Origin of the sequence: Niallia tiangongensis, assembly GCF_044704065.1 — a bacterium.
Classification (GTDB): Bacteria; Bacillota; Bacilli; order Bacillales; family Cytobacillaceae; genus Niallia; species Niallia tiangongensis.
The window spans coordinates 1,558,997-1,573,372 of sequence record NZ_CP162613.1 but is presented as its reverse complement, the minus strand read 5'-3'; the positions used below and the strand labels follow the sequence as shown (position 1 = coordinate 1,573,372).

Here is a 14,376-nt window from a genome sequence, read left to right as displayed (position 1 = left end):
AAATAAGATTTCCTTACATCTTATCACTCAACTTTCGGACATAGAAAAACTCAATGAACCCTTGATGTAACTTGGCAGGGATTCAAACCAATGTGTTAATTGACCCGTTAAAGTTTCCGTGCTTAAAGAAACAGTACCTTTTGACATTGTTTCGAAAAGTTCTAGTAACTGTTGTAAAGCCGTAAGCATATCCAAATCTTTTACATCTTCGCACATTAAGAAAAAGAGTATTCCGATTGTTTTTGGGTCTTGTTCATTTCTTCTGCTCCATTCAAGCAGAGTATAGCGTGTGAAAACTAAGGTTGTATGGCTGATCATGGAATCATACGATCTACCTTGAAATTCCTTTGCGAGCTTTAACATTGACTTTGTGCATTTAAAGAATGTTTCAATGTCCCAACGCATACCATAAATCCTTACAATTTCTTCATCTGAAAGGGCAGTATCCGTGCTTAAAATGGCTAACCATTCACTCTTCTTATTGCGATTTCTAACAAAAACAATTTTGACAGACGTCTGTTTATCCGTTTGAAGGCATACTTGAATAGAGCCCAAGACACCTTTTTTTTGAAGGTTGGGCTTAACTACCTTAAACAACTCATCTAGTTTCAATAGTTTGTCGTTATAAAGGTAGCGTTGCTTCATTTGTTTGACCATGCCAATCACGAATAAGCCTTTTTCTGTAATCGATTCGATTAAAGGCGCATGTGTAAACCAAGTATCCATCAACACATAATCCGCCACTATGCCTTTATCTAAGCAGTTTTGGATAAGAGTAGCGGCCATTTCAGGTTTAGGTTGTATAGCTTCCAGACGACGCTTATATCCAGAAGTTCGCTTATCAATAGTAGAATCTATTTCACAATAACGGTTCTCCTTTTTAGTTGAACTGAGGAGCGCAAAGTCAACTGGTACAAACGAAAATCCGTCAGACCAACCGAGTGTTAACATGGAGAACCCCTTAACAAATTTATGTGTCACATGGTCATGAACACGTGCTAACAGCTCTACTTTTTTACTACGGTTACGTGAAAAAACTGAGTCATCCAAAATAAAAACGGAAATCCTCTTTGATGAAGTTAACCTTTCAAAACGCTGTGTAACTTCAAATGAAAGGGATAATAAAAACTTGCGCCAGTTAAATGTAGGCACCTTTAAGAAGTCATAAATGACATCCTTACCTGGAAGAACGGTTGCTTTTTTACTCAAACAAGCTTGATACCAGGTACGATGTTCAAATACTAAAAGAAACAAAAGTTGAAAAATGGTGAGGCATGAAAATCCAAGTTTTTTGGTAATACCCGCATTCCGTAAATGCCTTCCCACATTTAACTCCGAAAAGCTGTGTTTCATAGCTTGCGAGAGATGGACAAAAGACGAATTTTTCGATAACATAATGGTAGACACCTTTCTTTGTGTAATTGGTTTAGTCACCGTTATTTTACCAAAGAAACAGGTGTCTTTTCTTTTTATCTTCACAAAAGACAAAGAAAAGCAAATGGATATTAAATGGGGTCTACCCTATCAATCGTAAGGCTTTAAAAGTTAAATTCAACTCCGAAAGTTGAGTTATCACTAATCACTCATTAGACATGTAAGAAAGCTTATTTAAATACAATAAAAAAATGGAAAGAAGAGGTTGCTTAGTTTATGGAGTTTTCTTTATTTTGGGTAATAAACATTTTAATAACGATATATTTGGTTATAGATTCCAAAAAAAAAGGCAAAAACCCTGTTCTCTGGGGAATCATGGGCTTTCTGTTTGGAATCATCACACTTTCTATTTACTTGATTAGAACGGATCGAAAAATTCTAGGATGGATTTTACTCGTATTAGCAATAATTTTTATGTTACTATTTATCCTATTTATCTTCGCCATTTTGTTTATGTCTTTTTCTTATATTTAAGGATTACTTTTTTCGAACTCGAATAACGGTTACTTTTTCATTATCATAGTCATTCTGGCATAAGCCGTTTATTTTTTTCAAGAAGCTCTGTCTTTTTTTGCTAAAAAATAACTCCTTCTTCTTCCATTAACATAATATCCGCCTTTTTTTGAAATACTATGGGATAAAGAATTAGGAAGGAGGAAAAAGCATGACGCAAAATAAGGAGAACTTAAATTCCATTATGAAGCCAGATTTTGCAGGAACTGATTCACAAAAAGTAAAACAAGAAATTCAAAGAGATGTAAAAGCAGGAGATGGAGCAATGACTTCTCGGGAAGCTGGTCATATGCGCGACTGAAAAACTACCTTATTTTCCATTATGGCTAAAGGAAAATAAGGTAGTTTTTATGGATTGGGATAGATAAACAAATAAAATCATTCGAATCTAACTTTTCGATTACTAATTTTGACCGAAACAGTATATTTCCAAATCTATTGAATTTGATAACTAAAAACAATTAATGAGATATTTCATGTGATAAATCTATATTTTTCCTCTCTTTTTTCTTAGAATCTATTTTTATAAGATGAGAATAAAAACCTAAGATTTGTCCGGTTCTTGACACTGAAAATCCAGAAATCTTTCATTATTTATCTTTATAATCATAATTTACATTTATACCGTTGTAGCTAAAAAAGACTGCCAAGCTTTTAACCTTGACAGTCCAAATTGCTATATGCACTTTTAATTAAAGAAACTCAGTTGTTCCATTTCTTTAAATTTAATTTCCGTATCTGGTTCTGTACTATTAATTTCAGAAATTCGTTTACCCATTCTCTCAATAAGTCCCACTACTAAGGCATTCCCCATGCAAAAATATCGCATTCGCTCAGACATACCTTCAGTCCAATTATCAGGGAATCCATTTAGTCTTTCGCACTCAACTGGTGTTAGTATTCGTAATCTCTTTGTAGTAGGATCTTCAACTACATGACTACTTCTATTAACTGTTCCTTCACTAGTCAACATAGTACGGCCGGGTTTATCTAAGGGGTCTGGAAAAGCCATACCACCTTCGGAAAATATATATTTATGACCACTTGCAGCAGTTCTTTCAATTTTTTTAGGTCCTTTTAAGTATTTAAACTTTTCTATTGCTGCTTCTTTCAAATAATATTTGTCGTCAACATTAGATTGAAGTATTTTTCCTAATGTCTTTGGCTTTTCCACTTGGGGCAAAGTTTCTTCTGTATAAACAATCCCATTTCTCATAATCCCAGCATTTAAATATTTCATCGAGAATTCATCCGAAACTTCAAGTATATCTTCTGGTAATTCTCTTAATTGAGCTACATGCTTAGACGACGATTCCTCTTTAATAGGAAATGGTTTGGCAAAAAATCCTTCTTTATGCAATATTTCTGCATCAGTGATTTTTTCCCTATCTTTAATATATTCAGTATCATTTCTAATAGCAAAAATGAAGACTCTACGTCTTCGTTGTGCCTGTCCATACTCTGCAGCATTAATAACTCTCCATTCTACAGAATAGTTTAAATCTCGAAAACTTGCTAGCATTATAGAAAAATCTCTTCCACGCTGTTTAGAAGGAGATTTTAATAACCGATCAACATTTTCGAGCAAAACATACTTTGGTCTTAATTCTTTAAGGAAACGAATTATCTCCCAAAATAAAACGCCTTTTTTCCCTTGAATACCTTGTTCACCAGATAAACTTCTTGCAACAGAATAATCCTGACAAGGAAATCCACCTACTAGTAGTTGGGCATTTAAGTATTTTAAACTATATTCATCAACAGTTGCTATATCTTTATTGGAGTGTATTCCTTGGTCCATAAATTGTCTCTGATAACAATTAAAGGCATCTTGAACCTTTTTTGATGGCTCCCATTGATTCCCCCATACTATTTCAAAATTTTTCGTTGCTTCTAGACCTAATCGGAAACCGCCTACGCCTGCAAACAACTCTAAAGCCTTAATCATTTATCGAACATCCTTTCGGTACAAAATATACCAAAAATATAGTAATATATAGGAATTAATTACATTAATGTATGTTATTGTTACTTTCTTAAAACTAAAACAATACTATTTTATTTTATCACACTTTAAGAACAAACGCTCTGTTTAAAAACCTAAAATAAATATTCTAAGGAGATATTATGTTATACAAAACAGAATCTGAATTACTAAGTAAAGCTAAAGAAGCCGAAGGTAAAACGTTTGGACAAATTGATATTTATAATAGATTGTCTAATCGTAAATCAAAAGGTAGTTTAGGTCAAGTTATCGAAGAAAGTTTCTTTGGCTATAAAATTAATTCCAATGCTAGACCTGATTTTGAAGAATTAGGTGTGGAATTAAAAGTAACTCCATTTAAAAAGAATAAAAATGGAAGTTTATCTGCAAAAGAGAGGCTTGTATTAAATATAATTAACTATATGGAAGAAGTTGAAACTACTTTTCATACGTCTAGTTTTTGGGAGAAAAATCAAAAGTTATTATTAATGTTTTATGAGTGGACACCAAATAATGAAAGAAATGATTATTATATAAATAAGAGTTTTCTCTATTCTTTTCCAGAAGCAGATTTGGAAATCATTAAAAATGATTGGAAAGCAATTCTCGATAAAATAAAAGAAGGAAAAGCTCATGAAATATCAGAAGGGGACACTATATATTTAGGTGCATGTACAAAAGGAAGTAATAAAAATTCACTAAGAACTCAACCATTCTCGGATATTCCCGCAATGCAAAGAGCATATTCCTTAAAGCAATCTTATATGACAACGTTAGTAAGAAAACATATAAAGCAAGAAAATCTAGTGAATTTTGCTAAAGCAATCGACTTACAGAAAAAAAGTTTTCATGAACTACTAAATGAAAAATTCGCCCCATATATAGGATTAACAGATGAAGAAATATCTAAGAAACTAAATATTAAGTATAACAAGGGATCCAAAAGTTTCATTCCCCAAATTATAAGTGCTTTATTAGGTATAAAAGGGACAAAATTAGATAACATTGAAGAATTCGCAAAAGCTAATGTACAATTTAAAACAGTTAGATTAGAACCAAATGGTATTCCAAAAGAATCCATGTCATTTGAAAACATCGATTTTAATCAATGGAAAAATGAAACATGGGAAGAAAGTTACATACGTAATCGCTTCTATGAAACGAAATTTCTATTCATTGTATTCCAATATAAGGAGCAAAAAAAAGATAACCCAAATAGAAAGTTATTTTTAAAAAGAATTAAATTATGGAATATGCCAGAAAAAACTATCGAGTCAAAAATAAAAGAACTCTGGGTTGAGGTTAATAAACTATTGCATAGTGGTCTAAAAATTGAGTATATAAAACGAGGGGGAAATCTCGTTGAAAAAAATAATTTCCCAAAAAGTTCTTTTAATGGTGTAACCCATATTCGTCCAAAGGGAAGAGATGGAAATGACAAGATTGAATTACCAAATGGTCAATTAATTACTAAGCAATGCTATTGGTTAAATAATTCATATATTTCAGATATCATAAAAGATTAAATAAACAATTAAAGCCTATAGGTTCAGCTTTCTACTATAGGCTTTAATAATTCCATTTTTATATTTCTTCAAAAACTAGTCTGCTTGTATTATTATCATATTTATATTTGATTAATCTTACATTTCTCCATTCAGCAGATTCTGTAGGGCGTCTTCCTTTAATATAATTCCGCTTGCAAATATTCTCTTTTTCCTTAATTACTTCCTCTGGAAAATCATATGCCACAAGAAAAGCTTCAATCATTGAATAATCACCATGAGAGTATTCTTGATTAATCCAGTCTACATATTTCATCACTTGATTAATTGCTTCTTTATTCGCACTATCTCTTTTAATCTCTATTAATAAGTACTTAGAAATAGTATCAAAACCTTCAATATTTCTATATCCAAATATATCCATTTTATCCATATAATCAATAGGTTTAAACGGTGAAGCAATCACTTGATGCGAGATAAAATCCCACTTTCCAAATATTCCTTCTTTATTATTGGTAATAATATCAGCAATATGAGCTTCAATTGCCATCTCATGTCTTATGTAATCTTCTTTAGAAGAGTATTTTAAGATATTCTCAGATGTTAAAGAATACTTTTCAGACAATTTATGTTTGAAACTATTTTGTAAAGATTCACTAAATGAGAATTTCCCTTGCTTTGTTGTAAACAGTCACTTTTTTTCTGCAAAAAACACCACTATTTTTTCAAATTCCTTCGGAATAATATCTATACTTCACCGAAATAATGTGCTAAATTTTTTTCATATTATGGAGGTGGAGTTTTTTATGATTGTCTCTTTTGATTTTGGAATCGATTTAAAAGAATATGCCGATAGAGGGAAGAATAATAGCTTTCCTACGCTTGAATGTTGTCCTAATTGTAAGTGTATATCACATGGAAATCTTCATAGGAACGGCTACTATTGGAGGTTTGGAATTACGGAGGATTTAACGATCAAGATTCCTATATGTCGAATTAGGTGTCTGATTTGTAAAGTGAATATATCAATCCTACCAGATTTTTTAATCCCTTTTTTTCAGCACACCATTAGGACTGTGTTAGATCTTATACAAGAGTTAATTCAAAAAAGGAAAACCAATAGCAGCCGCCAATTATTAAGGTTTTATTTTGTACGGTACAATAGGAAGTTGAATTGGATCCATAGCTTTTTTACCGATATTGGTTATTCTAGTGGCTTATCTAGCAATCGAAAAAAAGAAGCCATAAAATATTTGAAAATGATCCGTGATTTTGGCGAATCCTCCTTCTTACGAAGGAGCTGGGGTCATTTATCAACGTACTTTATGGCAAATTAATTCTACCATATTTGTGGTGATACAAAAATATTATTTGTCCCACACACCTTTTGCATCGTCAGAAAATGACAAAAAAAGTAGAATAAATACATGGATAACCGGTTGTCCTTCTACAAAAAGGAGGAAGAATTCCATGAATGAAAAAGAACGTGAACAGATTGCTTTATTTCGTTTTGGACTCATTGCCCCTCTGTTTAATGGTCAAGTGGATCAAAAAAAGTATCTAAATGAATTGGAGGGAAAGATTCATTCAGTACCCTACTATGGGGAACGCAAAATTGCCGTAAAAACAATAAAAGAGTGGCTTCTTCACTATCGCAGAAATGGGTTTGAGGCATTAAAACCAAAGAAGCGTGCGGATCGAGGAGATTCTAGAAGACTATCACCTGATGATCGGGATCACATCATCGAAATTCGAAAAAAAAATCTCCATATGCCTGTTAGTGTGTTCTACGAACAACTAATGGCGAGTGGAGAAATCCAAAAAAATCAAATATCATATTCTACTATAAATCGATTATTAAAAAAACACAACTTAATAGGTAAAAAAAAATATCAGCCATTCCCGAACGGAAACGGTTCGCACATGAAAAGGTGAATGTATTATGGCAAGGAGACTTGTCTCATGGTCCATACATAAAGGTGAATGGGAAAGCAAAGAAAACCTTTTTAATCGCCTATATCGATGATTGTTCTCGACTGGTTCCATATGCGGAGTTTTTTTCAGATGAAAAGTTTGATGGATTAAGAGTCGTAACGAAGGAAGCTCTTATTCGAAGAGGAAAACCAAAAATGATATATTCCGATAATGGTAAGATTTATCGATCAGAAACACTTCAATATGCTTGTGCTAGACTTGGAATTACCTTGGTCCATACTGCCCCTTATGATCCGAGGGCCAAAGGCAAAATTGAAAGGATGTTTAAGACCATTCAAACAAGGTTTTATCCACTTTTACAAGCTAATCCTGTCCATTCCTTGGAAGAGTTAAATGAACGATTTTGGGAGTGGTTAGAGAAAGATTATCATCGGAGGCTTCATGCATCTTTAGAAGGAAAAACACCGCATGAAGTCTTTCACTCTCAGTTTCATGAAGTGTCATTTCTAGAGGACACCTCTATTCTTGAAACAATCTTCTTAAAACGGGAATACCGGAAGGTGAAACCAGATGGAACGATTACATTAGACAAGCAGCTTTATGAAGTACCACCAAGATTTATCGGACACCGTGTGGATGTCAGGTTTGATGAACAAGGCGTTTTTATTTTTGAAAATGATCAAAAGGTGGCAGAAGCCATTCCGGTTTCTTTTGAAGTCAACGCTCAGGCAAAACGAGTTCGATCCCCGTTCTTATTAAGCGAGTCGAACGAACGGAAAGAAGGTGAAGACCATGTATAAATCTTTCTATTCTTTAGCCCAAACGCCATTTTCAAAGGAAATACGTCCTTTAGATGCATTTCCAGCTACTGATTATAAGGGGGCATTAAATGCATTAAAATATCTGGAAAAATCAAAAGGTATCGGTCTTCTTATAGGTGAACCTGGTGTAGGAAAGACATTTACCTTACGGTCTTTTAAAGAGTCCCTAAGTCCTTCTTTATATCAAGTAATCTATTTTCCTCTTTCAACGGGAGGAGTAATGGATTTTTATCGCGGTTTAGCCTATGGTTTAGGAGAAGAACCAAAGTTCCGGAAAGTGGACCTTTTCCGGCAAATTCAACGAGGAATTGAACGGATTGTAGAGGAACGAAGAATTACACCTGTTTTTATTCTAGATGAAATGCACATGGCAAAGGATGCTTTTTTACAGGATATAGCGTTATTATTTAATTTTCAAATGGACTCTACCAACCCGTTTATTTTAGTGTTATCTGGATTACCTCATTTGAAGACACGGCTAGCCTTAAACCATCATCGCCCACTTACACAGAGAATCATTATGAAATATGAGATTCAGCCACTAACCAAAGAGGAAGTGTCAAATTACATTGACCACCATTTGAAAATAGCTGGAGCAAAAATGCCTATCTTTACTGAGGCAGCAAAAGAGGCTATAACCTTACGCTCGCAGGGATGGCCACGAGTCATAAATACTTTAACCATTAACAGTTTATTATTTGGTTCTCAACTTAATAAGGAACAGATAGATGAGGAAATCGTAAGATTGGCCATTGAGGATAGTAAACTATGATGAAAAGAGGAATATTAGTCTTCAATCATATTGACCATGAATGGAGAGTTTGGATTGGGCAGTCCTCCTATTGGATTGACCAAGGCTATCATTTTGAAATTCAAATCAACAATCAATACTTACGAGCCTATCTAGAGAAAGATCTAGATTGGTTCGTCACTTTGAATAACGATGTAATATTTGTCCTTCATAACCAAGAAATATATAAGATTCGATTAAAAATTCAAGATTATATTCGAGTTGATGCCCCTTTTTAGGGGTTTTTGTTTTAATGTTTTAGCCGAAATAATACGAACAAGAATTTCCACTTTCCAATTTACTGTGAAAAAAAGAGCACATTATTTCAGATTTTCCACCGATTTAAAATAAAAAACAGTGTCTGGAATAATATGCTCGTTTACAGCTTTGTGTTTAAATGCTCTTCATTTCTCTTTAATATTATATCCCTTAGAGCTTTATTTTCTTCATCATCAATTTTTATAAATGATACCTTCCAGAAGGCCCTTAAAATTCTAAATTTATCTGGATTGGAGGCTAACACGTCATCCATATCAATTCCTTTTTCGAAAAAATAGGGATATGGATAGAACGAACAAATAAATCTATTATTAATAGAGTTACTAGATTCATCTAATAACAAACTATCTTTAATATATCCGTAGATTGGTATTTTGGGAATATCAGCCTCAGGAAAATTTAGAAATTTACAACTATCATTGATATTTGTAAGGATACCAATTCCATAAATTTTTCTTTTTTAAAAAAAATATACATTATCTCCTTCTTTCATTGTTAGATAGTCCGTTAAAGTTCCTTCATGGTGAGCTAGCCAACGATTATTCGTTGGCTCTGTCAAATTAGTACTATAAACACCATTATTAATTATTTTTTTAAGTGACTCCATATTATTTAAATTAAACACATACCCTGCCATATTATCACCTTGTTTTTTGTTTTTTCTTGTTGTTACTATCTAATATCAAAGATACCTCATATTTTTTATTTTCTTTCAATTCCGATTTTCACTATATTAATTCTAATATTTCCCACAAACTAAATCAAATATATCAGCATAAAAGCCATTTCCTCTTTGGATATATTGCTCTGTTCACTACTCTTCTACATATAGTATTCTAATATAAAAACAAGTGGCACAAAAAAAAATCATTTGTTCAAAAGGTTAAATCTATGACATAATATATTTAGTCTGATTATTCAAAAAATACGAAAGAGGGGTATTAAATGATAGAAAGACTTCACTGGTTACCTACTGGAAAGTTAACGCTTGATCACTCGTCTTTAAATCAAAAATTAGAGCCTGGCAAGCTTGTAACCTTGCAAATATGGTCCTATTTGCTAGAAACAAAGGATGGCCCAATTATCATTGATACAGGTATGCCAGAATCGTTTATTGAAAATCCAGGTTATTTTGATCATACACCATACGAAGGTTTATTCTTACCTGATATGAGAAAGGAAGATCATATTCTTGCTGTTTTAAATAGAATTGGCTATAAACCTGATGACATTCAAGCAATCATTTCTTCCCATTTACATATGGACCACGCAGGTGGAAATTCGCTGTTTCCCAAAACACCCATATTTGTTCAACAAGCAGAGCTGGATGTTGCCATTGGAAATGATAGTTATGCTCCGCCAGAATGCACTCAAGCCGATTTAAATTATAAGGCCATTAAAGGCGATTACGAACTCATGCCTGGAATTCAGCTTCTCTTCACTCCTGGCCATACACCAGGACATCAATCAATTCTTATTACAACGAAACAATCTGGCCCTATTTTATTGACGGTTGATTTAGCCTATACTAAAGAAAATTATGAAGATGAAATTCCATTTGCTACATTCGATCAACAAATAGCTAATGAATCGATTAGAAAAATAAAAAGCCTTATGGCTGATATACGTCCTACTCACATTTTTTATGGTCATGACTTGGGCCAAGCAACTTCACAGAAGACTTACCCAGATTTTTCTTAGAGACAAACTTCAGATATAGTTTATAACAACTATCATAGCAGTGCTGTCCACTTCCATTTTGATAGATTATGAAAAAACAACAGTACCTGTCACCCAATAAGGTGCCAGGCACTATTGTTTGCTATCAATTCCCATCACTCAAACATCGTCATCTGCTCCGTCTCCCCAAGCCGATCAATCGTCTGCGGCTCATGATCCTGGAAAACGCATGGTGCAACTATTTTTCCTTAGTCATAATCTTTTTACTAGCATCATTTGATGGTCTTAAGCGACAGCTATAAAGGATTGAAAAATAATCTTGCCTGACACTTGGAAAACAAAAATGATTAAATGCTCTACAAAATTTTAAGACATAACTAAAAAACTCTTCCTTCAAATAAAAATAAGAGAACCATTAACACCACTGATAGAAATCAATCATTAGTCATTTCTACCAAAATCTTACACTGACTACGATCATTCGTTAACCTTTCCAATCCTTCTGTAACTAAATCATCCAGTGCAATCTTGCTTGTTATAACTGCATTTCCATTAATCACACCTCGTGCTAGTAATCGAATTACTTCAGGGAATAGATTATTATAGGCAAATGAACCACTTACCTTTACTTCTGGAGAAACGATTAAATTTGGACTAAAAGAAACTGGTTTCTCCCATACACTTACTATTTTAAATTCTCCTCCAGGTCGGATAGAAGCTATGCCTGTTGTAAATGTCGCTTCCACTCCTGCCGCATCGTAAGCAACATCTACTCCCCCTTCAGTATTATCTAGAATAATACTTCGTACATCTTCCTCCATAGGATTGAGTACATAGGTTGCCCCTAATTCCAATGCTTTTTTCCGTCTTTCATCAGAAACTTCAACGACAAAGATTTCACTTGCTCCTGCGGCTTTTACTGCCTGTAAAACAAGTAATCCAATTGGTCCTGCACCGAATATAGCAGCAGTGTCACCAAGACGAAGCTGACTTGTACGTACAGCATGTACAGCAACTGAAGTTGGCTCAACAAGGGCTCCAAGCTCCAAACTCATTTGATCTGGTAAAAGATATACATTCTCTTGGTTGACCACTGCAAATTCAGCAAATCCACCAGATTTTGTATACCCATAAGAGCCACCCAATTTACATATATTGAAATACCCTCGTTTACAGTTCGTACATTTCCCACATGGTGTTAACGGTTCAACAGCGACTCTATCTCCAACAGTAACCTTTGAAACACCTTCACCAACTTCGACAACTGTTCCAGAAAATTCATGCCCCCATACAGAATGGGTACGAAAAGGGTAGGCCCCAGCAAGATATTCATGCATATCACTTCCACAAATTCCCGCAAACGCTACTTTTATTTTTACCATACCACTATCTAATAGTGGAACTGCTGTTTCTTCTATTCGAATATCTTTTGCTCCATAAAAATTGGCTGCTTTCATTACTGAACTCTCCTTTATGAAAATACTTACCAGCAATCAGGAGGTTATTTTTTTCTATCCCTCACCGATCGTTTGTTTAAACCAATCAGTCTTTTATAGGATAGGTGTATCCCTTACTAATCTCCTTCACTTTGTTACAGAGAAGACTCCCTGCTCTTTAATTCGGGATCGATAAGTCCTTGTAAAAGAAAACGCACCGCATAATCTGCAATCTCTTCGGAAGTAAGATCTAAACTCCCACGATTTAAAAAACTATTATGGTAAGAATACATTAAAGTTCCCATAATAAAGTCAATAGCTAAATCAACTGATGGAAAATGAATCGTTTTCTGCTCCAAACATGCCAGTAATATCACCCGAAGTTGTTCCCAAGAAGGTAAGAAGACATCTTTCAACATCCCAATCCTAGGACTATTCATTACAATTTCCTGTTGCAAGATATTAATTAATTCATGCTCTTCATGACGATATAGAATAAATCTTTTACAAAATTCTTTTAAAGCTTCTAAAGAATCCGATAAATCATATTCTGTTGTCATAAAGGATTCTCTCAGCGGTTCAAAAAGTGCATAAAATACATTTTCTTTTCCACCAAAGTGATAGGACACCAATGCAAGTGATACATTCGCCTCTTCACATATCTGCCTAACTGTCGTTCCATCATATCCCTTTTTTGAAAATAGATGCTTAGCGGCATGTAATATTTGCACTTTTACTTGTTTATTCTTTTCTTCATCATTTACTATTTGCTTTGCCATAGTCCCCTCTTCCTGTCCTACCTGAACAAATAATGAACTTTTTTTAAAATACTAGTTTATGCTTGTCCTTATTACTTGTCAATTTACTCTTAGATAGAACTTCTGGCATTTTCATACTTATTTATTTTTTAGAAAATCAGGATCAACGAAACTTGGGTTTGGGTATTTATAGAATCCTTCACCTGTAGCACGTCCCAATTTTCCTTGATCAATATAATCTGCTTTTAATTTTTCAGCTAGCTTTACAAATTCAGGATTTCCTGTCGCATCTGCTTTTCCTTTTGTAATGTTATAAGCAGTAGTAATACCGACTACATCAAGAATCGCAAATGGTCCCATTGGTGCTCCAGTTGCTACCATCCATGTTTTATCGATTGTTTCCACTTCTGCTACTTCATTAACAAGTAACATTTGAGCTGCTTCTAAAAGGGGAACTAATAAGGAATTCAAAATATAACCTGGCTGTTCTTTATGAAGTGGTAACGCAACCATTCCAATACTTTTTGCAAAAACTATAACTTCTTCAAAAACACTTTTAGAAGTTCCTTTATGTTTCATGATTTCCGCTGTGTTATTTTTCCAAATTTCATTAGCAAAGTGAAGAGCTAAGAACTTATCTGGTCTTCCAGTAGCTTCAACAAATTGACTTGGTAGAAGTGTTGAAGAATTTGTAGCGAAAATTGTTTTTTCTGGAGCAACAATTGCTAACTGTTTATAAAAATCTGTTTTAATTTCTACTACTTCAGGAATTGCTTCAATAATAAGGTCTGCATCCTTCACTGCATCAGCTAAATTCGAATAAAAGGAGAGACGTCCAAAAGCATCCTTTAATTCTTCTTCAGTAGCACCAATATCTTTTTTATAATAGGGTTTTAAGTTTTGAATGCGATTCTTAGCTTTTTCTAGAACTTCATCATTAATATCATAAACAGATACTTGATACCCCTTAAATGCGGTTTGAAAGGCAATTTGACTACCTAAAACTCCACTACCTGCTACTGTAATATGTTTGAAATCCATCGTAAATTCTCCCTTTCTTTTCCCTAATAGTTTCATTACTTCTTTTGAAGAAATGAACCATCTAATTATTTGAACATTCGTTTTGAACGATTGTTCAATAAATAATTTACGCTTATCTTTTTTTCTTGTCAAACATAAACACATTGCTTATAGTGAAAACAAAAAAACAAATGCCTGTCACCATAAAGAACGTTTGTTCC

Annotated in this window: 13 protein-coding genes and 1 pseudogene; 6 read left to right on the top strand and 8 right to left on the bottom strand. The window is 33.7% G+C overall.

Going from position 1 to position 14,376, the window contains the following annotated elements; all coding sequences use genetic code 11:
* Window positions 1-27: 27 nt before the first annotated feature.
* Window positions 28-1,395 carry a transposase gene (locus AB3U99_RS07495; protein WP_400244534.1) on the bottom strand — a complete coding sequence of 456 codons (1,368 nt, stop codon included), beginning with the start codon at window positions 1,393-1,395 and terminating at the stop codon, window positions 28-30.
* Window positions 1,396-2,098: 703 nt separating this feature from the next.
* On the opposite strand from AB3U99_RS07495, the gene AB3U99_RS07490 reads away from it, so the two are divergent.
* Window positions 2,099-2,248, top strand: a complete 150-nt coding sequence (locus AB3U99_RS07490) for a hypothetical protein (protein WP_400246673.1) — start codon at window positions 2,099-2,101, stop codon at window positions 2,246-2,248.
* A gap of 387 nt (window positions 2,249-2,635) precedes the next feature.
* Here AB3U99_RS07490 and dcm read toward each other — a convergent pair whose 3' ends face one another.
* Window positions 2,636-3,895, bottom strand: coding sequence for a DNA (cytosine-5-)-methyltransferase (gene dcm / locus AB3U99_RS07485; RefSeq protein WP_400246672.1), 1,260 nt, complete (start codon window positions 3,893-3,895; stop codon window positions 2,636-2,638).
* A gap of 179 nt (window positions 3,896-4,074) precedes the next feature.
* On the opposite strand from dcm, the gene AB3U99_RS07480 reads away from it, so the two are divergent.
* Entirely contained in the window at window positions 4,075-5,457 is a 1,383-nt protein-coding gene (locus AB3U99_RS07480; protein WP_400246671.1) for a Sau3AI family type II restriction endonuclease, read from the top strand.
* A gap of 58 nt (window positions 5,458-5,515) precedes the next feature.
* On the opposite strand, the gene AB3U99_RS07475 is transcribed toward AB3U99_RS07480, so the two are convergent.
* Complete coding sequence (locus tag AB3U99_RS07475; protein ID WP_400246670.1) at window positions 5,516-5,986, bottom strand: hypothetical protein; 471 nt, start codon at window positions 5,984-5,986, stop codon at window positions 5,516-5,518.
* 920 nt (window positions 5,987-6,906) lie between these two features.
* Here AB3U99_RS07475 and AB3U99_RS07470 point away from each other — a divergent pair.
* The 3 genes and pseudogenes from AB3U99_RS07470 (at window position 6,907) to AB3U99_RS07460 (ending at window position 9,221) form a co-directional block, all read left to right on the top strand.
* Window positions 6,907-8,171: pseudogene (locus AB3U99_RS07470) on the top strand (DDE-type integrase/transposase/recombinase).
* Window positions 8,164-8,964, top strand: coding sequence for an ExeA family protein (locus AB3U99_RS07465; protein ID WP_400246669.1), 801 nt, complete (start codon window positions 8,164-8,166; stop codon window positions 8,962-8,964). The pseudogene AB3U99_RS07470 and the gene AB3U99_RS07465 overlap by 8 nt, the downstream one beginning before the upstream one ends.
* Window positions 8,961-9,221, top strand: coding sequence for a hypothetical protein (locus AB3U99_RS07460; RefSeq protein WP_400246668.1), 261 nt, complete (start codon window positions 8,961-8,963; stop codon window positions 9,219-9,221). The genes AB3U99_RS07465 and AB3U99_RS07460 overlap by 4 nt, the downstream gene beginning before the upstream one ends.
* Window positions 9,222-9,361: 140 nt before the next feature.
* Here the strand turns inward: AB3U99_RS07460 and AB3U99_RS07455 are convergent, their stop codons facing one another.
* Window positions 9,362-9,514, bottom strand: a complete 153-nt coding sequence (locus AB3U99_RS07455) for a hypothetical protein (protein ID WP_400246667.1) — start codon at window positions 9,512-9,514, stop codon at window positions 9,362-9,364.
* Window positions 9,515-9,721: 207 nt separating this feature from the next.
* Window positions 9,722-9,898 carry a hypothetical protein gene (locus AB3U99_RS07450; RefSeq protein ID WP_400246666.1) on the bottom strand — a complete coding sequence of 59 codons (177 nt, stop codon included), beginning with the start codon at window positions 9,896-9,898 and terminating at the stop codon, window positions 9,722-9,724.
* Between the two features lie 308 nt (window positions 9,899-10,206).
* Here AB3U99_RS07450 and aiiA point away from each other — a divergent pair, with 308 nt between their 5' ends.
* The gene (aiiA, locus tag AB3U99_RS07445; protein ID WP_400246665.1) at window positions 10,207-10,962 is read left to right on the top strand and encodes a quorum-quenching N-acyl homoserine lactonase AiiA; all 756 of its coding nucleotides are present in this window, start codon (window positions 10,207-10,209) and stop codon (window positions 10,960-10,962) included.
* A 413-nt stretch (window positions 10,963-11,375) separates the two neighbouring features.
* Here aiiA and AB3U99_RS07440 read toward each other — a convergent pair whose 3' ends face one another.
* The 3 genes from AB3U99_RS07440 to AB3U99_RS07430 form a co-directional block, all read right to left on the bottom strand.
* On the bottom strand, window positions 11,376-12,398 hold the full coding sequence (locus tag AB3U99_RS07440) for a 2,3-butanediol dehydrogenase (protein ID WP_400246664.1): 1,023 nt from the start codon (window positions 12,396-12,398) through the stop codon (window positions 11,376-11,378).
* Window positions 12,399-12,532: 134 nt separating this feature from the next.
* Entirely contained in the window at window positions 12,533-13,156 is a 624-nt protein-coding gene (locus AB3U99_RS07435) for a TetR family transcriptional regulator (protein WP_400246663.1), read from the bottom strand.
* A 117-nt stretch (window positions 13,157-13,273) separates the two neighbouring features.
* On the bottom strand, window positions 13,274-14,176 hold the full coding sequence (locus tag AB3U99_RS07430; RefSeq protein ID WP_400247983.1) for a 3-hydroxyacyl-CoA dehydrogenase: 903 nt from the start codon (window positions 14,174-14,176) through the stop codon (window positions 13,274-13,276).
* Between the last annotated feature and the right edge of the window lie 200 nt (window positions 14,177-14,376).